A 24,080-nucleotide genomic window follows, 5' to 3' on the forward strand; every position below is an offset into this window, starting at 1 on the left:
GTACTAATCGTACCAGTAATTAGTCTTATAAATTCTTTATTTTCAGTGCCTTGCAATTACCTTTGTATAAAAAATAACCCGATCAGACTATTTTTTCTAGACTACTTATCTTATTAGTATCAGTGATGATTAGCCGAAAACGGCCATGAATTCCATTATGTTGGATAAAAGGACGTAAGTTTTTAGCGGGAAGTTGTACTCGTTTGCCATTGTCTGCAAGTACAATCACATTTAGAGTACTGGTGAGGTAAAGTGACTCACAGCGCTCATAACTGAGCGCTAATCTAAAATACAAGGTCTGCATGGTTATGCTTTATAATTAAGGCTCTTGCTGACTTTTTCTATCAAGTCTTTACTGAGTGTTTTGCAATCAGCAATTCTTGCCAATTGATAGCGCATCAGCTCTTGTCGTGTATCATCAAACTTTTGCCACTGGGTTAATGGTGTAATAATCCTTGCGGCAACCTGTGGATTTACGCTATTGAGCTTTAAAATATAATCGGCCAAGAAGCGATAACCGCTACCGTCAATAGCGTGAAACCCTAATACATTATAAAAAGCGAAACTTCCTAACACTGAGCGCACCCTATTCGGGTTGTCTAAGCTAAATTTTTCATGGCTAAGCAACAAAGGTAACCTAGCAAGGATATCGCTACGTTCCATATTCGCATGTAAGGCAAACCATTTATCAAGTACCAGAGGGTCTCGGCGCCAACGTTCTTCAAATTGAACCATTAGATTATCAAACTGCGCAACAGGACCATACTGTGCAGCTTTAAGCACGCCGAGGCTGTCAGTCATATTATCGGCACTGGCAAATTGCGCTGATAACAATTTACTGGCTTGAGGTGCATCGCCTTGCACCAAATAACTCAAACTCAAATTACGCAAGCGACGTTTATCCACATCGTCAGCATTATACTGATAAGAACCAATGATTTGCTTGTTATACAATGCCAACCACTTTTCAGATAACGACGTAGCCATTAAATTCCGAATACTTCGCTGAGCATGGTATAAGGCTTCTACGTGGATCTCATCTACTTGTTGGCTTAACGTTTCAAAGCTAGGCACACTTAACATAGCTGCTGCCAGAGCAGGGTTAGAGTCAGCCAAATCAAACATCCCACTAACTGCAACCAGCATACTATCGAACAACTCTTCATCAGGGCTGTCAGGCGTTGTAGCGAGAGAATGAATACAACGACTGTACAAACTTTGGCTCGCGTCCCAACGTGAAAACTCATCCGAACTATGTAAGATAATGTGGCTAAGTTGCTGATGACTGTACGGGTACTCCACTTTGACAGGAGCACTAAAATTAAGTAGCAGAGATGGCGTTGGCTTTTCACTCAAGCCACTGACACTAATTTCATGCTTGGCTTGGGTTAATTCGACCATTTTCGCCTTAAGTTCAGGAACAGAATCATCATAGATTATCGCCCCTTGCTGGTCGAGCAATTCAAACTTGAACGGAATGTGCAGTGCACCCTTTTGCGCTTGATCTGCAGTAGGCGGTGTACTTTGTGTGATGGTAAGTGTATAGCGTCCCGAACTTTGTTCAAAGGTATCGGTCACTGTTACCTTAGGGGTACCTGACTGACTGTACCAAAGTCTGAAATGACTAAGATCAACGTGAGTTGCATCTTGCATCGCCTGCACAAAATCATCACAGGTTACGGCTTGACCGTCAAAGCGCTCGAAATATAAATCAATACCTTTTCGAAACCCATCTGCACCTAATAGCGTGTGCATCATGCGAATCACCTCTGCCCCTTTGTCGTAAACAGTGACTGTGTAGAAATTATTCATTTCAATCACTTCTTCAGGCCGGATCGGATGGGCCATCGCACTGGCATCTTCGGCAAACTGGTGTTCACGAATAATCTGTACATTCTTAATACGATTAAACACAGGAGAGGACATGTCCGCACTAAACTGCTGATCTCGGAATACGGTCAAACCTTCTTTTAAACTCAATTGAAACCAATCTCTACATGTGACACGATTTCCTGTCCAGTTATGGAAGTATTCGTGACCAATAACGGCTTCAATATTAAAAAAGTCATCATCTGTAGCAGACTGCGCATCGGCAAGCACAAACTTGCTATTAAAGACATTGAGCCCTTTATTCTCCATGGCGCCCATGTTGAAGAAATCCACAGCCACAACCATGTAGATGTCTAAGTCATACTCTAACCCGAAGACTTTTTCGTCCCACGCCATGGCTTTTTTTAGCGACGCAATAGCATGATGACCTTTATCAAGCGCCCCTTTGTCTACGTATAGTTCTAGCACCACATTACGCCCACTTTGGGTGATAAAGTGATCACTGAGTAAATCAAAATCACCCGCCACTAAGGCAAATAAATAGCTGGGCTTATTGAACGGATCTTGCCATTTTACCCAATGGCGGCCGTCATCTAACTGCCCCTTGCCAATTTGATTACCATTTGAAAGTAAATGAGGATAACGTGCTTTATCAGCGAAGATGGTGACGTCGTATTTCGCCAGTACATCGGGCCTGTCGAGAAAATAAGTAATTTTGCGAAACCCTTCAGCTTCGCACTGAGTACAATACGCCCCAGCGGAAAAATACAGACCTTCTAAGGTTTTATTTTCCCTTGGGTTAATTTCGGTTTCCACGCACAAGGTGAATGTGTTGGCAGAGGTTTGAATCGACAACTGTTCGTCATTTACAGTGTAGTCGTGTATGGGATCTTCATTTAACGTAAGACTAATTAATTTAATACTTTCACCATCTAACACTAACGGGCGGTCGTGTTGGCCGTTTCGGGTAATCTGGCTTGTTGTTATGACGCGAGTATTTTCAACGTCTAAATGAAATACCATGTCTACATGGCTAATTAGAAAGTCCGGTGTTTGATAGTCACTGCGTTTTTTTGCGACAGGAGATGAAACCGTCATAGAGTCCTCTTGAAATATGCGAGTAACCTAAGGTGTCGTTGACGCTTGTGGGAGCAAGCAAGTGCCCGTTGAAAAAACGCAACGACAACCTAGTGTTATCTTCTAGATTTTAGTCTGTGTAGGCTCATTCATTGGGATTTTTTCATTACCCACTTCTACTGCTACATCAGGAATAGGAATACGTAATATTTTGACCCCTAAATAAGCGTAAATAATCGCTAAAACAGGGTTAATGAGATTGAAAAAAGTATACATAATATAATCAAACGGGTGAACTAACAGCACCCCCTGCATGTATGCTCCACACGTGTTCCACGGTATCAATGGTGAGGTAATAGTGCCACCATCTTCTAAACTACGAGACAGGTTTAATTGATGTAGGCCGCGCTTAGCATACTCTTCTTTGTACATGCGACCAGGCATCACGATAGAAATATACTGATCTGCGGTAATAATGTTGGTTCCTAAGCAGGTTAAAATGGTGCGACTTATCATGCTGCCCGCTGACTTAGCGCCCCGTAAAAATAATGCGACAATGGCCTTAAGCAAACCCGTGCGCTCAAGCACCGCGCCAAAACTCATGGCACAAATAATTAACCAAATTGTGTTGAGCATACTCGACATACCGCCGCGACTAAGCAGTGCATTCAGATTTTCGTCGGCAGTGCTGAACGCAACCCCATCAAACAGCGATGTCCACACGACAGAAGCCACACCAAGTACGCTTTGCTGACTGTCATCGAGCATACCTTGTATCACGTCAGGTTGAAATATTACTGCCCATACGCCACCAAGCAGCGCACCGATGGCCACAGCTGGAAAGGCGGGCATTTTCTTTATCGCCAACGTTAACAATACTGCCAGTGGTACTAGCATCACCCAACTGATATTAAATTCTTGCGCCAGCAACGTTTGCATTTGCTCGATATTACTCTCCGTGTTTTGTGCTTCCGCTGAAAAACCAATAATGGTAAATAAAATAAGGGCAATGACAAAACTGGGAACCGTCGTCCACAGCATATAACGGATATGTTCGAAAAGCTCAGTTCCAGCTACGGCAGGTGCAAGATTGGTTGTCTCTGACAGAGGCGATATTTTATCACCGAAATAGGCACCTGAAATAACAGCACCTGCAGTGACTGCATCAGACATGCCCATACCAGATGCGACCCCCATTAATGCGACACCGACAGTTGCTGCTGTCGTCCAAGAACTGCCGATACTCATAGCCACTATGGCGCATATCAAGCAGGTCGCCGCATAGAAAAAAGATGGATTGAGCAGTTCAAGACCGAAGTATATTAAAGTCGGCACCGTACCGGATAACATCCAAGTGCCGATTAAGGCACCAACCGCCAATAAAATTAAAATAGCGCCTAAAGATAATGAAATACCTTTTACGATACCTTTTTCAATTTCGGCCCAAGTATAGCCGTTCTTAAGACCAATAACCGCCGCCACGCCCATGGAAAACAACAAGGCGATTTGATTAGGCCCAAACGATGAATCATCAGAAAAGAGGTAAACCGAAGTACTTAATAAAGCCACTAAAACCACTAAAGGGATGAGGGCGTCTAATAAACTAGGCTCTTTTTTTTGTTTTAAAATTATATTTTCCATCGTTAGAAATCCAAAATATTAAGTGAACGGATGAACATGAAAAGAATGATAACCGGACACACAAATTTCAGATACCAAGGCCATATTTTCCAGAAAAAGCTATGCTCTGCTTGCTCATTACCCTGCTTTATTTCAGCTAGAATTTGATCTCGCTTCCAAACCCAACCGACAAAGATACTGAGTGCCAAACCAAGTAATGGTTGGCTGTATTCAGTGGTAATGGAAATGACTAAACCAAACAAATCTTCAAAGTTAAGTATTATGGTACTGCTCATCACGAAAATGATCGCACCAAGCAGCCAGACCGCTTTTTTACGGGCTAAACCTTTGCTTTCGACCACGTAGGCTACGGGCACTTCGAGCATCGAAATCGAAGAGGTGAGTGCCGCTATGACCATCAAGGCAAAAAAGGCGAATGCCACAAAGTAACCCACCATTCCCATGGTGTTAAAGAGTGCTGGAAGCACAGTAAAAATCAGCGAGTCACCAGCGATTAATTGGCCGCTTTCGGAAAATATTTGTACACCATTATTCAGTGCAACGTACATCGCGGGAATAATCAACATACCCGCTAGGATAGCAACACCAATGTCTACTAATGCCACTGATGCGCCTAGTGCAGGAAGGTTCTCATTTTTGCTCACATAGGATCCATACACCAGCATAGTACCGACACCTAAAGACATTGAGAAAAACGCTTGCCCCATGGCACTGATCAACAAATCAGCATTTAATATGGCGCTAAAGTCCGGCACTATGTAGGCTTTCCAACCATCCATTGCTCCGTCTAACGTGGCTACATAGCCGATTAAGAGTAAAATAATCAGAATTAGGGTGGGCATTAAACGTACAGACCAGCGCTCTATCCCGTCACTCACTCCCCCCACCACGATAGACGCGGTAAGCGCAATAAATAAACCACAGAATAGTAAACTTCGCGCAGTAGACGAACCGGTTAGCCACTGAGAAGCGTCTTCTAAACCGATAATTTGGGTAAATGATTCAAAGAAATAGCTAATCATCCAACCGGCAACAATGGCATAAAACGCCAATATCATAGAAACAGTAACGAAACCCCATACACCGGTCGCACGTCCTAAGTTGCTATTGGATATTTTACCTAAGGCATCGACCATGTTCGAGCGTGTCGCCCTGCCAATGATCAGTTCAGCCATTAAAACCGGATACGCCAGTACGAAGGCCAATAATATGTAAACCAACACAAATGCGGCTCCACCATTACTCGCAACTTGAGTAGGAAACCCCCATATATTACCTAAACCAACAGCAGACCCTGCAGCTGCTAAGACAAAACCTATTCGAGATGAAAATTCTCCGCGTGCACTCATCAATCACCTTTATCATTATTGTAGTTTTTATGAGGTTTGTTATGTTCATCAGCACTTGCGATTGAGAACGCATTATTTGGCGGCCGATGGATTTATTATATTTATCGCTAGTTTATCGGTTTGAACACCACCATGCTATTAGAAAAGTACCACAAACAAAAAAGGGGCTAGAATGTCTAGCCCCTCAACATAGGTTAACGCTTATTGCGCGTGAATCGCGTACTTTCCTGTACCCAGTAGATCATAAGTGATGTTTGCTGCTTCGTCTAAGAAGGGATCAATTTCTGGTTGATCTTCTGGCAAGTCATCCAAGCTTTTAACCGGTTCAAGCCCTTGACGTACAAGACGCTCATTAGCCCGCTTAAGGCGTTTTGCATCACGCTCTTCACGCTCTTTAATGCGCTCTGATTCAACCAACGACAACGTTTTGTCATCTTCTTTACTTTTGTATTGAGCAATATCCTCAAAAATATACGCAAATTCAGGATCGGCTTTCACACGTTTTTCATGCATTTCACTGAGCTGTTTAGCGGCTTGTGAAGTATCGCCAAACGTTGAATATGTCGCACGTTTAATGCTGTCCCAAGGTAACGCGTTCTCCTCTTGGCTTTCGCCCCAATCTTCTGGATCGATCGCTGAAGGAAACAATACGTCTGGTACCACACCTTGATGCTGCGTACTACCACCGTCTATGCGATAGAACTTAGCAATAGTAAACTGCACACTACCTAACGGATTTTCATATAGATCGTAAATACGCCCTAAACCGCGATGCTGTTGCACGGTGCCTTTACCAAAGGTCTGTTCACCTAAAATAAGCGCACGACTGTAGTCTTGCATTGCTGCGGCAAAAATCTCTGAGGCTGATGCACTGTATCTGTCAACCAGTACCGTCAGTGGACCGTCATAATACGTTTTGCCATCAACGTCTTGCTCAACGCGAATGCGCCCTGCACCATCGCGAATTTGTACCACAGGTCCCTTATCAATAAACAAACCGGTTAACAGCGTTGCTTCTGTTAAGGAGCCACCACCATTTCCACGTAAGTCGACGATCACGCCTTCTACTTTTTGCTCTTTTAAGCTTTCTAATTCTTTGCGTACATCGACACTCAGTTTATTGTAAAAAGATGGAATCGTAATAACCCCAAGCTTCTCACCTTGGTGCGGCCCCGTTTCAGGTACATACACCTCAGACTTAGCCGCTCGGTCTTCTAATTTAATTTTATCTCTGGTCAAGCTTACCACTTCAGGTACCGTGCTTTCTGAGTCGCCTTTTTCGATTTGTAGACGAACCACACTGCCTTTTGGTCCTTTGATTAACTCGACCACCTCATCTAGCCGCCAGCCAATAACATCCACAAACTCTTCGTCATCTTGGGCGACACCAACGATTTTGTCTTCAGGTTTAATTTTTTTCGATAAATCAGCCGGGCCACCCGGTACCACGCTGCGGATAACAGTGAAATCATCTTCACTTAATAAAACCGCACCGATCCCCTCAAACGACAAATTCATTTCCATTTGGAATCGCTCAGCGTTACGAGGTGACAGATAGCTGGTGTGCGCTTCAATACTGCGCGCAAACGAATTCATCAATGTTTGAAATACATCTTCACTGGTGGTTTGCTTTAGACGCTTTATCGCTCTTTCGTAACGTTTCGTGAGTAGCTCCTGAATTTTTGGCCATTCTTTGTCGGCAAGCTTCAGGTTTAATGCATCGTACTTAACACGCTCGCGCCACAGCTCATCCAATTCTGCAGTATCTTTGGGCCAAGGGGCATCTTCACGGTCAAAGGTAAAGGTGTCGCCCGCTTTTTCAAAATCAAATTCTTTATCAAGTAAAGATAATGCGTATTCGTACCGTTCAATACGACGTTGCATATTCAACTGATAAATTTGATAAGCCACATCAAGATCACCCATTTCGATGGCTTCGTCGAAGTGATCTTGTTCTGCTTTAAACTTCTCAACATCAGCATTCAAAAACACGTTTCGGTTGATATCAAGAGAACGCATATAGCGATCAAACACTTTCTCTGATAACGCATCATCTAAAGTAATTGGCTTGTAGTGCGAGCGTAAAAAATTAGATGAGATGCGTTTAACTGACACTGCATGTTGCGATTCCTGCTTGAGTACAGGAATGTCATCGACACTTTCTGAATGCGTGACCGCAAGTGCCACTGAACTAAACGCAAAAAGTGCTGAAACAGCGGAAACGCGAATTGATTTGATCATTAAACTACCTCTTAGAACGGGCCAACCTCAAGTTATCTACTTGAACCTTTACCACCATACCTGTATCAAGTTGCACTTGAACACCATCTTTACTGACATCAGTGATTGTAGCAGGCATAGGAGATTTGCCTATTTTTACGGTAACGGAAGTTCCCGCAACGATTTGCTCTACCGATAGCTTTTCTGGAGGTGGTAACTTAGCCTTTGGCTTCATATTATCCTGATTAGTTCCCTTAGATGCGGATTTAAATGCAGGAACAGTCTTGGATTTTTGATTTTTCTTTGCACCAGGTTTAGCCGCATTCTGTGCTTTTCGCTTCTCGGCGACCTTTGCTTTGCTCTCTTCTAATTGAGTTTGAGCATGATCAGCGTGCTCTTTTTCAATAGGAGCAGAATGTTGCCCGTCTAGGTCAACTCTGAACGCCCCTTCTTTAACACTGTGCAAATAACGCCAGCTATTTGTATAGTGCCTAAGCGAGGAACGCAATAACGTTTTACTAACGCGTTCTTCTTCTTTAAGGCGTTCAGCTAAATCTTGGAAAATACCAATTTTTAACGGCTTTGCTTCACCGGTCACGCTAAAGCATGCAGGAAACGACTCACTTAAAAAATTGATGACTTCTTTACTGTTTGAAAACTTTTGAGGATTATCCATTAAATATTCTAGTTGTGTGTGGTTAGCGGGGTTCTTGACGCTCATCATCCCAAGTTGACAATAGTTGGTCAACCCAGTCAAATAAATCATCATCGTCTATGTCAAGTAAATGACTGTCATTACGCCAGTTTTCCCATATATATTGAATCATATTTTCTAAACTGACGGTGTCAATATCTTCATCGGCGTTGTCATACAACATATGTAACAACGCGTTGAAACGGTCCATCGCCTCTTCTGCATTTTCGTCCCAAAACTCCATATCGTCTAGGGTTGCTAGGGCAACATGAATATCGACGGAACTTTTCATGCAATTGCATCCTGCAATATATTGACCAAGTTTTGCAAGCCATTCATGTCGTCTTGATCAAAACGCCCTACATAAGGGCTGTCTAAATCTAATACGCCAAGCAATTGGCCATTTTGGAAAATCGGTACGACGGCTTCGGCGTTAGAATCTGCATCGCAGGCGATGTGTCCAACAAAGGCGTGTACATCTTCAATACATTGCGCTTCACCTGTCTCAGCAGCTTTACCACACACGCCTCGGCCCACAGGGATCCGAATACAGGCGGGCTTGCCTTGAAATGGGCCTAGTACCAACTCTTGCCCTTTGAGCAGATAAAAGCCTGCCCAATTTAGCTGAGGTAAACGCATGAATATAAGTGCACTTAAGTTTGCCAAATTTGCGATTACATCTTTCTCACCAGCCATCAATGCCTGTGCTTGCTGGGCGACCTCTTGATATAGGTCAGTCTTACTTAACGTCACGGCTAATACACCAAATAAATTTAAAATAATAACTAAGGGCTCGATATGGCGCTCAAGTTAACTGGATCAAGTTCAAATATAAAGAAAATTACTGAATTTTTTCAGTTTATCTGCAAAACACCTTTAATTGGTTATTTAAAGTGCAATCTAGCGTGATTTGCCTCCTGCTAAAGTACGTTTACTGTCTGTTATTGCATACAATCTTCATCAGATTGAGCAACAAAAAAGGCGCCTAAGCGCCCTTTACTCGTCAATGAAGCAGCGCTTTATTCTGCTTTATAGCTGTCGTGGCACCCTTTACAGCTTTTTAAAACACTGCCAATCGCGCCTTTATAAGCACGTTCGTCGCCATTCATAGCCGCTGTTTTAAGGGCAAGAGATGCGTCAGTTAACGCGTCAACTTTAGTCGCAAAATCTGCACGATTCTGCCAGATTTCAGGTAATGCACCTGTCTCAATATCAAATTTAGTGGTGTCTAGCGCAAAGTAATCGTCCATCATTAGAGATAATTGCTCTAAGCGAGTTGCATTCGTTTGTATGGTGTCTGCGTCCATAGGTATAGCCCCCTTCGCCATCGCTCCAAGTGCCCCCACATTACTACGAACCAATTGCAATAAAGCCTGACGAAATTGCGCAGCGCTCTTAGCCTGCTTCTCTGATTGCGCTTCTTGTGCTGATACGCCTGCTGTCAGCAAAATGCTACTGGCTATCGCACTTATTAGTAATTTTTTCATAGTCCCTCGCGTGATTGATATTGTGGTTTACGCATAATGTTTTAACACTACGTCTATGCCATTGACAGTGATGTAGCAATAAACCTGCCTGTTTGATACAACCTTACTTGTCTTTACCTTTTATTCCTCAACAACTAGCCTCTAGGTCATTGAAAACCAGTGAAATAATACTCGATAAAGAACCTAACTAGGCTAGCAAAAAGTAAAGCCGACATACATTTAAATTTTAATTTTTCCAAATAACGTGCATTGTTGCCTTGCTAAATCGCAAAAAAAAGCCGCTTTTCAGCGGCTTATTTAACATCACGAATTTTGCATTAATTAGTCAAATCATCGAAAAACTTTTTAACACCATCAAAAAAGCCACTTTCTTTCGGGCGGTTCTTGGCTGTGTCTTTACCTGTGCCCATCGATTCTTCGAGTTCTTCCAGTAATTCTTTCTGACGGCTATTCAAATTAACCGGCGTTTCAATAACCACTTTACAGATCAAATCACCGACGCTGCCACTACGAACCGATTTCACACCCTTGTTACGCAGGCGGAACATTTTGCCAGTCTGTGTTTCAGGGGTGACTTTGAGTTTAACTTTACCTTCTAACGTGGGGACTTCAATTTCACCACCGATAGCGGCGCGAGTAAAACTAAGAGGCACTTCGCAATACAAATTATTGCCATCGCGTTCAAAGATTTTGTGCTGCTTAACATGCACTTGCACATACAAATCCCCTGCTGGTGCACCGTTCTCCCCTGCTTCGCCTTCGTTTGAAAGACGAATGCGATCACCTGTGTCAACGCCTGCAGGTACCTTAACTGATAAGGTCTTGGTTTTCTCTACACGGCCCTGACCATGACATTTATTACATGGATCAGTGATAATTTTACCTTTACCACCACACGTTGGGCACGCTTGCTGTACAGCAAAGAAGCCTTGGCGCATTTGTACTTGGCCTTGGCCATGACACGTGGTACAAGTTTTTGCACTCGAACCTTTTTTCGCGCCAGAACCATCACAGGTATCGCACTCAGCCAAAGTAGGCACGCGAATTTCCACGCTTTTGCCGCGTACAGCTTCTTCTAAAGTAAGCTCAAGGTTATAACGTAAGTCTGAACCGCGGGCTGCACGAGATTGACGACCGCCGCCACGTCCACCACCGAAAATATCACCAAATACATCACCAAAAATGTCGCCAAAATCACCAGCACCATGACCTCCGCCATGTCCACGATTCGGATCAACGCCAGCGTGACCATACTGGTCATAAGCCGCACGTTTTTGCGAGTCGGTTAGAATTTCATAGGCCTCTTGAACCTCTTTGAACTTCTCTTCCATAGCTTTGTCACCCTGGGTTCTATCTGGGTGATATTTCATGGCAAGGCGTTTGTAAGCCTTTTTTATATCGCGTTCGGAAGCCGATTTATCGACTCCTAACACTTCATAATAATCTCGCTTCGACATATAGCTTGTTTATCCTGATATTTGTGATCAATGATACTGACCACCTATTCTTCTCTTACAATCTCACTACCTTCAGTCTTAGGCACTATGCCCCAGACCATACCAGGTTTTGAAACAAACGCGGGCGCTATGAAAGAACTCCATGCGCCCGAGCTTGCCCTTGCGCCATCTTGGCGCTCGGGCTGATGTAGTCAACAAAAATTACTTTTTGTCGTCTTTTACTTCTTCGAACTCGGCATCAACAACGTCGTCGTCTTGCTTAGCAGATGCGTCATCTGATTGGCCTTCAGCACCGGCAGCAGCCTGTTGTGCTTGTGCCACTTCCATCAACTTAGCAGAAGCTTGAATCAACTCTTGAGTTTTTGACTCAATAGCTTCTTTCTCGCCAGCTTTAACCGCTTCTTCTAACGCTACAACAGCCGCTTCGATTTCCGCTTTATCTTCGTCAGATAGCGCGTCACCGGCTTCTTCTACTTGCTTACGCGTACCGTGAATTAGACCATCAGCTTGGTTACGAGCTTGAACCATTTCCTCGAATTGCTTGTCCGCTTCTTTGTTCGCTTCTGCGTCCTGTACCATTTTTTCAACTTCATCATCACTCAAGCCAGAAGACGCCTTGATAGTGATTTTCTGCTCTTTGTTGGTGTCTTTATCTTTAGCAGATACGTGCAAGATACCATCAGCATCGATATCGAATGTCACCTCAATTTGTGGCGCGCCGCGCTGTGCTGGGCGAATACCTTCAAGGTTAAATTGACCAAGAGACTTGTTGCCAGCAGCTTGCTTACGCTCACCTTGGAGAACATGTACTGTTACCGCTGATTGATTGTCTTCAGCTGTAGAGAAGGTTTGAGACTTCTTGGTAGGTACAGTCGTGTTCTTCTCGATCAAGGCCGTCATTACGCCGCCCATTGTTTCGATACCTAGTGATAAAGGTGTCACGTCAAGTAACAATACGTCTTTCACATCACCAGACAATACACCACCTTGAATCGCGGCACCCACAGCGACAGCTTCATCAGGGTTAACGTCTTTTCTTGGCTCTTTGCCAAAGAATTCAGTTACGTATTTCTGTACTAGCGGCATACGCGTTTGACCACCAACCAAAATGATATCGTTGATATCACCTACTGATAAGTCAGCATCCGCAAGCGCTTGTTTTAATGGCTCAAGGGTCGCTTTAACCATTTTCTCAACAAGTGACTCAAGTTTTGCACGGGTAAGCTTGATGGTTAAGTGCTTAGGACCAGACGCATCAGCAGTGATGTACGGTAAGTTTACTTCAGTTTGCTGAGCTGAAGACAATTCAATCTTCGCTTTCTCGCCTGCTTCTTTAAGACGTTGCATGGCCAATGGATCTTTACGTAAATCCATGCCTGAGTCTTTCTTAAACTCTTCTACCAAGTAGTTAATTACTTGGTTATCGAAATCTTCACCGCCTAGGTGTGTATCACCATTGGTCGCTAGTACTTCGAATGTGTGCTCGCCGTCAGCTTCGTCGATTTCAATGATAGAGATATCAAATGTACCGCCACCTAAATCGTACACGGCAACAACACTGTCACCTTTTTTCTTGTCCATACCGTATGCAAGTGCAGCGGCAGTTGGCTCGTTAATAATACGTTTTACTTCAAGGCCAGCAATACGACCAGCATCTTTGGTTGCTTGACGCTGTGAATCGTTGAAATAAGCAGGTACGGTAATAACCGCTGCTGTCACTTCTTCACCAAGGTAATCTTCAGCCGTTTTCTTCATTTTTTTCAAAACTTCAGCTGAAATTTGTGGTGGCGCTAGTTTTTCATCTTTTGCTTGAACCCAAGCATCACCATTATCGGCTTTAATGATACTGAAAGGCATGATATCAATATCACGCTGTACTTCTTTATCTTCAAAACGACGACCGATAAGACGCTTGATAGCGAATAAGGTATTTTTAGGGTTAGTGATCGCCTGACGTTTTGCAGGTTGACCGACTAATGTTTCACCGTCTTGGCTGTATGCAATGATCGAGGGAGTTGTGCGATCGCCTTCAGCGTTTTCGATTACTTTTGCTTTTTCACCATCAAGTACAGCAACACATGAGTTAGTTGTACCCAAATCGATTCCAATGATTCTACCCATTAGTTTTTCTCCAAAAATTTGTTTAATAATGCCTGTACACTTTGTGGGGTTATTTCGTCAGTTTTCAATTAGCTGAACGAAAATATTCCCCATTTTGTGAATATTTTTTTAGTTGATTACGAATTATGCTTGTGTATCGACACCGCCTTCAGGGGCGCGGGATACCATGACCATAGCGGGTCGTAATAGACGACCATTCAATTCATAACCTTTTTGCATGACTGCCATAACCGTGTTGGCTGGCAATTCTGCGTTTTCTTGCATCGACATAGCCTGATGCTGTTCTGGATTAAAAGACTCGCCCTGTGGATCGATCACTTTCATTCCGAATTTTTCAATGCTGCTAACGAATGATTTAAGGGTGATTTCTACCCCTTCAACCACGGGTTTAATCGCTTCATTTTCTTTATCCGCTACTTGCAGCGCACGTTCTAAATTATCTGCAACGGGCAATAGCTCAGAGGCGAATTTTTCAAGCGCAAATTTACGTGCCTTATCGACTTCACCTTCAGCACGCTTACGCACGTTATCGGCATCAGCAATAGCTCGCATCACAGAGTCTTTTTGTGCCGCTAGTGTGGCTTCTGACGCCGCTAATGCTGCTTCAAGCTCAAGAATGCGTGTTTGTTCAGCGCTCAACTCTTCAACCACCTCTTCGACTTCTTCAACATGGTTGTCAGTCGCTTCTTCATTTATTGGTTGCGCCTCATCTTTTTGAGCTTGTTCTTCGTTACTCATCTTTTACTCCGTTCTTAGGTGTCGCGTTAAAGCTAAATTCGATTGCAGCTATTAATGGGGTTGCTTTAAAGCTCTTCAAGGGTATTTTTTATTGTTTTAAAAAAATTGTGTCTAAATTTTGCGTCGCTCGATAGTAAACGCAGCTAAAAAGTCGCTTTTACCTTTGCCTGCTTCAAGCTAAAGTACTGATATAAAAATAATATTAGGTGTCTATGTTTAGCGTTTTAAGCTTGATGGCGATTGTTGTTGGCTATTTGCTGATTTTATTTCTGCTCGCGTTTTGGGGAGATAAACGGGCAAAAGCCAATCAACAGCATCCTTATATCTACAGTCTTGCACTTGGTGTGCATTGTACCTCTTGGGCATTTTTCGGTACCACTACCCAGGCCGCACATTATGGGTGGGCATTTATTCCCACCTATATGGGGATTATTTGTGTTTTCTTATTCGCTCATCCTGTGCTTCGCCGCGTCGCGAATGTGTGTCACCAGCACAATATTAGCTCCCTCGCCGATTTCATTAGTTTACGTTATGACAAATCCCATTTTTTGGCCGCATTGGTAACCTTATTGTGTTTTATCGGCGTCGTTCCTTACATCGCTCTGCAATTAGACGCGGTTACCGGCGGTATACGTGTCGTCACAGGCGCTGATAATATTTGGCCAAACAGCGTAGGGTTTTATGTCGCGTTGCTAATGGCATTATTTGCAATTTTATTTGGTACTCGTTCGTTAAATTTAACGGACAAACACCCAGGGCTGATGCTTACGGTCGCCTTTGAATCTATTGTTAAGCTGGTTGGTTTAATGATTGTGGGCCTGTTTGTTTGTTACAGTTTATTTGACGGTATATTTGACTTACTAGGAAAAGCTCAATTAGACCCGCGCGCCAAGCAAACCGTTAGTGCGGACTCCGGTGTATGGGTTTATGCCAGTCAAATGCTATTAGGCGTTTGCTCGATGTTTTGCTTGCCTCGGCAGTTCCATATTAATTTTATTGAGAATAACGGCGACCGAGAAATCACTACTGCTCGCTGGCTCTTTCCGCTTTATCTACTCGGTATGACACTGTTTGTTTTACCGATAGCACTCGCTGGGCACATGTTATTTCCAGGTGGCAACATAAGCACAGACACCTATGCCCTAGCTCTGCCTGTAGCATCAGGGAATACTTGGGTGACCATCATTGCCTTTATCGGTGGCTTGGCTGCCGCGACCAGCATGATCATAGTGGCAACGCTTGCCATGGGTATAATGATATCCAATAACATCGCAACACCGTTATGGTTAACGCTGCAATTACGCACACAACAACGACACCGCTTAAAACCGGCCAGCATTTTGTTGATTAGGCGAGCGACAGTGTTAGTGGTGCTCGCAGTCGCCTATTTTTATCATGTCAATATCAGCCAATCCACGTCTTTAGTGCAAAGCGGTGTTATAGCGATTGCACTACTATCCCAAACATTCCCTATTCTGCTTCTTGGCTTATATTGGAAACGCGGCACACCTTTAGGTGCTCAGTTAGCGCTAGCAAGTGGCGCGCTGTGTTGGGCTTACTGGCTACTTTGGCCAAGTATTACTGCGAGTTACTATTTCAATGAGACACCAACAGACATTCAACTTGCCAAAGGGTTTGTCTATAGTCTCGGGGTTAACATTCTTTGTTTTGTGTTGGTATCTCTTATACAAAACAAACGCAGTCAACCTTCGACGCAAGACCCAATCACCCATAATAGTCAACCCTTCGGGCATGCGGTAAAGGTGGCAAACTTACTCGCTATAACTGAAAAAGTATGGGGGGCTGAACGGCATCGTGCATTACTCGATAAATTGTCTCCAGAGCAATTGGCCGGATATGCCAGCCCTAAATTGCTCTCCAGCATTGAAAGTGAATTAGCCGGTCAAGTCGGCAGCGCCAGCGCGCGTATTTTGCTGTCTGCTATCGGTGAAAAACGAGATGTTGAGTTATCAGAATTGGTTGAATTGGTCGAGGAAGCCAGCCAAACCTTTCAGTTCAATCATGAATTACTGCAATCATCAGTTGAAAATATTCAGCAAGGTATCGTTGTTCTCGACAGACGTCTCAATCTGTTGGCGTGGAATCAACGCTATGTAGAGCTATTTAATTATCCACGTGGGTTTGTTCAAGTGGGTATGTCCATTTATCAGCTATTAGAGTTTAATGCCAAACGTGGTTTGTTTGGGCATAACGCTGCAACAGGACAAAGTAACATCGAAATGGAAATTAAAAAACGCGTTGCTTTCATGCAATCAGGCAGCGCGTATAAATATGTGCGTCATCAAGAAAACGGCCAAGTTATTGAACTCAATGGGCGCCCACTACCTGGTGGCGGCTTTGTAACCACCTATAGTGACATTACAGAATACATCAACATACAGCAGCAACTTGAACAGGCTAAAACAAGTTTGGAATCACGGGTTCAAGAACGCACTGAGCAACTGCAAATAGCCAATCTCGACTTGGAAAAAGCGCGCCGTGAAGCCGAAAGTGCGAATGAAAGTAAAACGAAATTCTTAGCCGCTGCCGGTCATGACTTAATGCAACCCTTTAACGCGGCATCGTTATTTGCTGCCATGCTCAAGCAAAAAGCACCTGCCGGGGAAATGGCTGAAATGAGTGCCAACCTCGTTGACTCACTTAGTAATGCTGAGTCGCTTTTATCCATGCTACTCGATATGACACGATTAGAGTCAGGTGTATTGAACACGCATATACAAACCTTCCCCTTGGACAATATATTACGCCCCATGGTGACTGAGTTTTCAGTGCTGGCACAACAAAAATCGTTACGCATAACCTATGTAAGTACCAGTATTTCAGTAAAATCTGATCCTAAACTACTTAGGCGTATTATCCAGAATTTGCTCTCTAATGCGATTCGCTACACCCACGAAGGGCGTATTTTAGTTGGAGTTAAACGCCAAGCTGGCACGGCGCGTATCTGCGTTATCGATACAGGCGCAGGCATTGCAAAAGACAAACAGCAAGAAATATTCTTAGAGTTTCATCAACTAGACAATACCCCAAGCGCCCAAGGTTTAGGCTTAGGATTAACCATAGTCGAGCGCATTAGTGCCCTGTTAAAACACCCTGTTACCTTACATTCAACAGTCAACAAAGGCACCACGTTTGAAATAGCCGTGCCCATCGGGCATAAACAAAATAACGCTCAACAAACAGCGACGCGTGGAAACAATGATATTAATCTACCGCTACATAAAAGACGTGTATTGATTGTTGATAACGAGCCTCAGATCCTAGATGCGTTACAACGGTTACTAGTTGATTGGGGCGCATTCGTGATTGCCGCCAAAGACAACAAAAATGCACTGCAATTACTCGATCAGCCTATAGATTTAATGATACTCGATTACCAACTCGACCATGGTGAAACCGGTATTGATGTCGCTCGCACTATTAGGCAAGCATATATCGAGGAAGATGGCTCACAGATCCCCTGTATTCTTAACTCTGCGCGCCAAGATGAGCAAATCAGGCAACAAGCGATTGATGAGCAAATGCATTATTTGCCTAAACCCCTTAAACCACTCGCTTTGAAACGGCTGATTAAGCAACTGCTGGCTAAATAAAGTAAAACATGGAAAGCAGCATCAAGGAAAAAAGATGCCCAGATAACGTCGCCAACGAGGCAAGTGATTTTGCAGGATAACAAAGTAAGACCATGCAAAACAACACAATAGTAAGGGCCATAGGGGTTATTAACTCAATCTCATTGCCCCCTGTTTTTACGGACAGACCAATCAATAAGAAACATGTGAAGCGTTAGCTCATTATTGATGCATTTAAACGTGCACATATGACGCATAATAATCCAACGACCAAGCGATGCTCAAATCAAAGGCTGGAGCGTGTCTTGAGCGTGTAGGGTTCGAAGTGCTGTAAAAACCGAACATGTCACATCTGCATATGACTAATTTAACGCTAGCACTGATTCAAACAATCAAAGGTATTATTGCTTTTAGCAAGTGACTTGTGGTCTGATCCAGCTAATTATGTATATTCGTTCTACAAGGATCTCATGTGAGCGACCCAATCATTCCCCTGGTGGCGGTAGGCCTTATTTCTATCGCTTGTCAGTATTTTGCTTATCGCATTAAATTACCCGCCATTCTGCCATTGTTAGTCGTTGGTATTTTAGTTGGCCCCGTATATGGCGTGATCAACGCCGACGCACTGTTTGGCGACTTACTCTTTCCCATAGTATCGCTTTCAGTCGCGATCATTCTATTTGAAGGTTCGCTCACACTGCGCTTTGGTGATTTGGCGGGTCACGGCTCTATGGTGCGTAATCTGTGTACTGTGGGCACGCTAGTCACCTGGCTTGTTACTGCGCCCGTTGCACACTATGCCTTAGGCGTGTCATGGCAGTTGGCCTTTTTGTTCGGTGCCATTGTAACCGTTACTGGTCCAACCGTGATTGTGCCTATGTTACGTACCGTGCGCCCAAGCAGTAAAGTAGCGAATATTTTACGCTGGGAAGGCATTGTAATTGACCCTATTGGGGCATTGCTCGCTGTTTTAGTGTTCGAATACATCATTTCTACCCAAGATGCACTGAGCCATACATTATACGCTTTTGGATTAACCATCAGCGTAGGCTTAGGAATTGGCGCTGCAACCGGTTACTTACTCGGCCTTGCCTTAAGGAATAACTGGATCCCTCACTATCTGCAAAATACTGCCGTATTGACCCTCATGTTAGGTGCATTTGCAGGTTCTAATGTGATAGCGCATGAGTCAGGTTTATTGACTGTGACGGTCATTGGTATGTGGCTTGCCAATATGAAGAATGTCGATGTAGAAGACATTTTAGAGTTCAAAGAAACCTTGAGCGTGTTACTCATTTCGGGGTTGTTTATTTTACTCGCTTCTCGTATTGACCTACATGCCGTATTGAATGTCGGCTGGGGCTCTATATTGGTGCTTGTGGCACTGATTTTTATCGCTCGCCCAGTGGGTGTGTTTTTGTCCTCCCTAGGCACGGGCCTGAATTGGCGCGAAATTGCCCTACTCAGTTGGATAGCCCCCCGCGGTATTGTCGCAGCAGCGGTATCTGCATTATTTTCACTTAAGCTAGAGGCACTAGATTACGAGCAAGCTGAACTTCTTGTTCCTATGGTCTTTTTGGTGATCATTACCACTGTGGTGCTACAGAGTTTAACGTCGGTTACGGTAGCGAAAAAACTCAAAATGCGCGCCCCTGCTCCACATGGTTTTCTCATTTTTGGAGGTGGCTTGTTTAGCCGCCTGTTCGCCAAAGAACTGATGAGTCATGATGTACAAGTGCGTGTCACGGATACCAACTGGAACAACATGCGCTTAGCCCGAATGGAAAACATTCCCACCTATTTTGGCAACCCCATGTCTGAGCACGCCGCGCGTACCCTTGATTTGTCTATGTTTGGCAAGGTGTTAGTCATGTCCCCCTACCGTCAACTTAATCCTATGGTCACCTACCATTTTGAACATGAAATGGGTAAAGGCACTGTGCTTGGCCTTAGCAATAATGAGCAACAACAACGGCCGAGTCATCAGGTGTCTGAATCTTATGTAAAAAAATTAGGCTTGTTTAGCGAAGATGCCACATACGGTAAATTAGCGGGCTTAGTAGCAAAAGGTTCAACGATTAAAACCACGCGCTTATCTGACTCGTTTACCTATGAAGATTATAAAGCGCAATACAGCGAACGGGCTATTAAACTCTGTGCTTTAGATACACAAAATCACGTCCATATGTTCACCACATCAAACAACATGAAGCCCAAATCTGATTGGAAGATTGTCAGTTTAGTGAACCCAGAGAAACCTATAGAGAAAGCAATCGCTAAAGTGGACGTTTCTGCTGAAAATAACAATGATGAGTCTAAGCTGCCAGGTTAAAATATTTCAATAGCGTGTCACATCATGGACAAAAGGCCGGTCACTACACCGGCTTTTTTATGCTAATGCCGGTGCTTATTCAACTTGTAACATTTGTTTGAACAATACCCCTGCTTGGGTGCGATTATTAAAGCCAAGCTTATGCAACACAGCGGAAACGTGTTGCTTTATCGTCGACTCACTAACACCAAGTTCATACGCGATCTGTTTATTTAGCAGGCCATCAGCCATGAGTTGCAGTACTTTTAATTGATGAGGCGTTAACTGGGCAAGCTTTCCGGCAAATGCTTGTTCTTGGCTATCTTCAATCTTTTGCACTTGCTCGAATAACTCACTTGGCAACCATTGCTCTCCTTCTAGCAGTTGTTGCACGGCATCTGAAATAACAGGTAACGGTGTTGATTTAGGAATATAACCGCAAGCTCCAAAGTCCATGGCCTTTCTCACCATGGCAGGGCTTTCATCGCCGGACACTATCGCCACTAACACATCAGGGAAATGGCTACGGATCATCGTAAGCCCTGTTAAACCCTCATTGCCTGGCATATTTACGTCCAAAAAAAGCAATTCAACATCGTGATGTTGCTTCAATAAATCGAATGTTTGCTGGTAAGACGCGGACTCTAAAATATTATCGCCCAGCACCCCTTGAATAGCTTGTTTCATTGCACTGCGAAACAGCGGGTGGTCATCAGCAACAATGGCTTTAGCTTGCATTTGGTTTCTCATTTAACATCTGGGGAAAAAGATTAACGGAGGTTATACAGCTGATTTTTATCGTAATTTCTTGAGTCACTATCAGTTATATCAAATTTTCTGTCAAGTGCTTGCTGTCACATTCGCTGTTGTGAATAGGCGTAAACGAAAAAAGGCAGTTTTCACTGCCAAACGTCATTACCGAGTCACGCTTTATACTTATACTTATACTTATACTTATACTTATACTTATACTTATACTTATACTTATACTTATAGTTATTGCGCGTGTTTTGCTCAAGCACAATAGGCATCAATAAACATATATGCTTTCGCTGTGCCTACTGCGATTGGTTACTTAAAACCGATAACCAAGTGTTAAGCTAACAGTACGTGGGTCACCATAATACCCTATCAAGGTATTGTCACCACCAGTACCTGCTGTGTATCCGGTAGGATCATCTGGGTTTTCAACCACAAACTGGTAGCCACCCACAACATATTCCTCGTCTGTAAGGTTTTTAGCATGAATACCGCCATACCAACTACCGTCTTCACTTTGCCAAGATACGCTTAGATTTACTAAGCCATAACCGTCCTGGGTAATTAAGCTATTGGACGTTTCAGTGATGGTGTAATCATCCCGGTAATAATAGTTAGCATTAAACACAAAGTCGCCGATATCCGTCCCTAATACATAATTTGCGGCGAAGTTAGCCGTGTATTCTGGTGTATTAGCGATAGCGAACGTATCGGCTACGTCAACGCGTCCCTCTAAGGTTTCTTGGAATACTTCTTCGAATTCTGCATCAATGTAACCTAGGGCTACATCAAAGGTTAAGTTGTCCGAGGCAGCAAAAGTAATTTCCGCTTCAACCCCTTTCGCTTTAGATTTACCCACGTTGCCCAATATTTGCTGTAAATCTTCAGGTGACGTAACGGGCAGCACAGAAATATACTGACGGTCGTTGTGCTCTAACGCGAACAAGGTCACGTTAGTACGTAAATTGTCATTCCAATCACTTTTCATACCCAGTTCAATTGAATCCACTACTTCTGGGTCAACCGCAGGTTCATTGATGGTCGCACGTGGGTTGTAGGTACCTGATTTAAAACCTTGAGAATAACTAGCAAAAAACATCATATCGCTGTTCATTTGGTATTCAACACCCACCCGTGGCGTAAAGCGTGACCAACTCTCTTTCGCGGGGGCATCCAGTATGCCGTCACCGTCAGAGTCTGTACCCAATACTTGCGGAACAATCTCTCCTTCTGGGCGCACATAGCCTGGGATCCAGTTTGATTCTGGGTAAACATTGTCAAACACTAAACCATTACGCACCGTTGCTTGTTTTTCTTCATCTGTATAGCGGGCACCAAGGGTTAATGACAATTGCTCAGTTACATCGATAGAAGATTGCACGTAAGCAGCAATACTTTCACTGTTATTACAGCCTGATACTTCACGAGTTAAGCCCGGCGTACCAAAAGCAGCGCGACCAAGAAAACCCAGAATGGCTTCAAACTGCCCACATGACTCACCATCGTAGTAGTAAATACCACCCACAGCGTTAAAACCGTCTCCGGTATAGGCAAGTTGCAATTCATGGGTGTCATTCTCATCTTCGTAAATAGCGGGTACATCAAAGATATCAACAGCGGTATTGTCAAAATCGATATTGGTTGGAGAGTAACTTTCACGATGCGCGCCTATGTATTTAAGGCTGATATCGTCATTCACATCCCAATTAGCCGTTAAACTGTAGCCTTCAAGTTCAACCTTGTTTTCTGTCGGTAAGCTGGTGTAAGAATCAAATACGCTGTCTGGTACTGGGGCATCTGTCAAACGACTTGGCAATAAGCGGTATCCCCCTTTCGCGTTTGAGTCATCTTCGGTTTTATCCCATGCGAAGCGAAAGAACAAATCATCTGATGGGGTAAATTCCACCGTCACCCGAGCAGCGGTGAGATCCTTGTTGTAGTTTTCTAAATCTTGCCCCTCAAGAGCCGATTCTAGGTATTCGCCGTAGCCGTCACGGGTTAAGTCTGCAATCCCAAACCCAATATATAATTTGTCTTCGATTAAAGGTAACTGGCCCGTAAGCTTAATATCACGCTGTGAATAGCTACCCACTGTACCTTGAATGTTCAGGGTTGGGTCGCCGCTCATGGGCTTGGTCACGTATTTTATTGCTCCGCCTATGGTATTTTTACCGTAAAGCGTGCCTTGCGGGCCACGTAACACTTCAATACGCTCCACATCCAGTAAATCTAATACTGCCCCTTGAGGTCTAGCCACATAAACATCATCAATATAAATCCCGACCCCTGGTTCATAACCCCAAAGCGGATCTTGTTGGCCCACACCACGAATAAATGCGGTTAATGTTGAGTTAGTGCCGCGGCTGTTTTGCAATGTGGTATTTGGTGAGAATTGCTGAATTTCAGTCAGCACTGAAATTCCTTTTTCGTCTAGCTCAACGGCCCCTAAAGACGTAACAGAAATTGGCACTTCTTGCAGACTTTCAACGGTTTTGCGCGCCGTTACCTCGATACGCTCTAACCCTTTCTTTTCAGGTTGCGCATTATTGGTAGATTCTTGTGCATGAAGTGCTGGTTGATAGCAAAGCACCGATGCCACTGCGCCAGCGATAATGGTTTGAGAGAAACGTTGTTTGTTCATAGTGTGTGTCCTTGATTAGCAGTTTTCATTATTTTTCATTGTCTGCTTGCTGCGGTCATAATTACCTTAATGGAGTTTTGAATGGCCGTCCTTAGTACCATAGTACTATGGGCATATTCATTGGGCTAAGACACACTTACGCCATCACTTTACATGTTTGCT

Annotated in this window: 16 protein-coding genes; 2 read left to right on the forward strand and 14 right to left on the reverse strand. The window is 43.8% G+C overall.

Features of this window, described 5'->3' with window-relative positions:
- Positions 1 to 82: 82 nt before the first annotated feature.
- The 12 genes from FX988_RS02780 to grpE all read right to left on the reverse strand — a co-directional run bounded on the left by FX988_RS02780 (position 83) and on the right by grpE (position 14,614).
- Positions 83 to 304, reverse strand: coding sequence for a DUF2835 family protein (locus FX988_RS02780; RefSeq protein WP_160178234.1), 222 nt, complete (start codon positions 302 to 304; stop codon positions 83 to 85).
- A 2-nt stretch (positions 305 to 306) separates the two neighbouring features.
- On the reverse strand, positions 307 to 2,928 hold the full coding sequence (gene pepN, locus FX988_RS02785) for an aminopeptidase N (RefSeq protein WP_160178235.1): 2,622 nt from the start codon (positions 2,926 to 2,928) through the stop codon (positions 307 to 309).
- Positions 2,929 to 3,030: 102 nt separating this feature from the next.
- Positions 3,031 to 4,548 (reverse strand): Na+/H+ antiporter NhaC, encoded by a 1,518-nt coding sequence (nhaC, locus tag FX988_RS02790; protein WP_160178236.1) that lies wholly within the window; start codon positions 4,546 to 4,548, stop codon positions 3,031 to 3,033.
- A gap of 2 nt (positions 4,549 to 4,550) precedes the next feature.
- On the reverse strand, positions 4,551 to 5,897 hold the full coding sequence (locus tag FX988_RS02795; protein ID WP_160178237.1) for a sodium-dependent transporter: 1,347 nt from the start codon (positions 5,895 to 5,897) through the stop codon (positions 4,551 to 4,553).
- Positions 5,898 to 6,098: 201 nt separating this feature from the next.
- On the reverse strand, positions 6,099 to 8,138 hold the full coding sequence (gene prc / locus FX988_RS02800) for a carboxy terminal-processing peptidase (RefSeq protein WP_160178238.1): 2,040 nt from the start codon (positions 8,136 to 8,138) through the stop codon (positions 6,099 to 6,101).
- A 4-nt stretch (positions 8,139 to 8,142) separates the two neighbouring features.
- Positions 8,143 to 8,793, reverse strand: a complete 651-nt coding sequence (gene proQ / locus FX988_RS02805) for an RNA chaperone ProQ (protein WP_160178239.1) — start codon at positions 8,791 to 8,793, stop codon at positions 8,143 to 8,145.
- Between the two features lie 22 nt (positions 8,794 to 8,815).
- Positions 8,816 to 9,103 carry a hypothetical protein gene (locus tag FX988_RS02810; RefSeq protein WP_160178240.1) on the reverse strand — a complete coding sequence of 96 codons (288 nt, stop codon included), beginning with the start codon at positions 9,101 to 9,103 and terminating at the stop codon, positions 8,816 to 8,818.
- Complete coding sequence (locus FX988_RS02815; RefSeq protein ID WP_160178241.1) at positions 9,100 to 9,564, reverse strand: GAF domain-containing protein; 465 nt, start codon at positions 9,562 to 9,564, stop codon at positions 9,100 to 9,102. The genes FX988_RS02810 and FX988_RS02815 overlap by 4 nt, the downstream gene beginning before the upstream one ends.
- 266 nt (positions 9,565 to 9,830) lie before the next feature.
- On the reverse strand, positions 9,831 to 10,298 hold the full coding sequence (locus FX988_RS02820) for a c-type cytochrome (RefSeq protein ID WP_160178242.1): 468 nt from the start codon (positions 10,296 to 10,298) through the stop codon (positions 9,831 to 9,833).
- A 317-nt stretch (positions 10,299 to 10,615) separates the two neighbouring features.
- Positions 10,616 to 11,755: a molecular chaperone DnaJ gene (gene dnaJ, locus FX988_RS02825; RefSeq protein WP_160178243.1), complete on the reverse strand. Its 1,140-nt coding sequence runs from the start codon at positions 11,753 to 11,755 to the stop codon at positions 10,616 to 10,618.
- Positions 11,756 to 11,956: 201 nt separating this feature from the next.
- The gene (gene dnaK, locus FX988_RS02830; RefSeq protein WP_160178244.1) at positions 11,957 to 13,876 is read right to left on the reverse strand and encodes a molecular chaperone DnaK; all 1,920 of its coding nucleotides are present in this window, start codon (positions 13,874 to 13,876) and stop codon (positions 11,957 to 11,959) included.
- 123 nt (positions 13,877 to 13,999) lie between these two features.
- Positions 14,000 to 14,614: a nucleotide exchange factor GrpE gene (gene grpE, locus FX988_RS02835; RefSeq protein ID WP_160178245.1), complete on the reverse strand. Its 615-nt coding sequence runs from the start codon at positions 14,612 to 14,614 to the stop codon at positions 14,000 to 14,002.
- 212 nt (positions 14,615 to 14,826) lie between these two features.
- Between grpE and FX988_RS02840 the strand changes: the two genes are divergently transcribed.
- On the forward strand, positions 14,827 to 18,228 hold the full coding sequence (locus FX988_RS02840) for a PAS-domain containing protein (protein WP_160178246.1): 3,402 nt from the start codon (positions 14,827 to 14,829) through the stop codon (positions 18,226 to 18,228).
- Positions 18,229 to 18,679: 451 nt separating this feature from the next.
- A complete protein-coding gene (locus tag FX988_RS02845; protein ID WP_160178247.1) occupies positions 18,680 to 20,539 on the forward strand; it encodes a cation:proton antiporter in 1,860 nt (619 codons plus the stop codon).
- A gap of 75 nt (positions 20,540 to 20,614) precedes the next feature.
- Here the strand turns inward: FX988_RS02845 and FX988_RS02850 are convergent, their stop codons facing one another.
- Both FX988_RS02850 and FX988_RS02855 read right to left on the reverse strand, forming a co-directional pair.
- Positions 20,615 to 21,256: a response regulator gene (locus FX988_RS02850; protein ID WP_160178248.1), complete on the reverse strand. Its 642-nt coding sequence runs from the start codon at positions 21,254 to 21,256 to the stop codon at positions 20,615 to 20,617.
- Between the two features lie 337 nt (positions 21,257 to 21,593).
- Positions 21,594 to 23,918, reverse strand: coding sequence for a TonB-dependent receptor (locus tag FX988_RS02855; protein ID WP_160178249.1), 2,325 nt, complete (start codon positions 23,916 to 23,918; stop codon positions 21,594 to 21,596).
- Positions 23,919 to 24,080: the final 162 nt, after the last annotated feature.

It is taken from the genome of Paraglaciecola mesophila (genome assembly GCF_009906955.1).
Lineage (GTDB): Bacteria > Pseudomonadota > Gammaproteobacteria > Enterobacterales > Alteromonadaceae > Paraglaciecola > Paraglaciecola mesophila_A.

What these genes read in the sequence shown, in the direction of transcription:
- FX988_RS02780 (WP_160178234.1), bottom strand. Translation starts at nt 304, where the DNA reads ATGCAGACCTTGTATTTTAGATTAGCGCTCAGTTATGAGCGCTGTGAG.
- pepN (WP_160178235.1), bottom strand. Translation starts at nt 2,928, where the DNA reads ATGACGGTTTCATCTCCTGTCGCAAAAAAACGCAGTGACTATCAAACA.
- nhaC (WP_160178236.1), bottom strand. Translation starts at nt 4,548, where the DNA reads ATGGAAAATATAATTTTAAAACAAAAAAAAGAGCCTAGTTTATTAGAC.
- FX988_RS02795 (WP_160178237.1), bottom strand. Translation starts at nt 5,897, where the DNA reads ATGAGTGCACGCGGAGAATTTTCATCTCGAATAGGTTTTGTCTTAGCA.
- prc (WP_160178238.1), bottom strand. Translation starts at nt 8,138, where the DNA reads ATGATCAAATCAATTCGCGTTTCCGCTGTTTCAGCACTTTTTGCGTTT.
- proQ (WP_160178239.1), bottom strand. Translation starts at nt 8,793, where the DNA reads ATGGATAATCCTCAAAAGTTTTCAAACAGTAAAGAAGTCATCAATTTT.
- FX988_RS02810 (WP_160178240.1), bottom strand. Translation starts at nt 9,103, where the DNA reads ATGAAAAGTTCCGTCGATATTCATGTTGCCCTAGCAACCCTAGACGAT.
- FX988_RS02820 (WP_160178242.1), bottom strand. Translation starts at nt 10,298, where the DNA reads ATGAAAAAATTACTAATAAGTGCGATAGCCAGTAGCATTTTGCTGACA.
- dnaJ (WP_160178243.1), bottom strand. Translation starts at nt 11,755, where the DNA reads ATGTCGAAGCGAGATTATTATGAAGTGTTAGGAGTCGATAAATCGGCT.
- dnaK (WP_160178244.1), bottom strand. Translation starts at nt 13,876, where the DNA reads ATGGGTAGAATCATTGGAATCGATTTGGGTACAACTAACTCATGTGTT.
- grpE (WP_160178245.1), bottom strand. Translation starts at nt 14,614, where the DNA reads ATGAGTAACGAAGAACAAGCTCAAAAAGATGAGGCGCAACCAATAAAT.
- FX988_RS02840 (WP_160178246.1), top strand. Translation starts at nt 14,827, where the DNA reads ATGTTTAGCGTTTTAAGCTTGATGGCGATTGTTGTTGGCTATTTGCTG.
- FX988_RS02850 (WP_160178248.1), bottom strand. Translation starts at nt 21,256, where the DNA reads ATGCAAGCTAAAGCCATTGTTGCTGATGACCACCCGCTGTTTCGCAGT.
- FX988_RS02855 (WP_160178249.1), bottom strand. Translation starts at nt 23,918, where the DNA reads ATGAACAAACAACGTTTCTCTCAAACCATTATCGCTGGCGCAGTGGCA.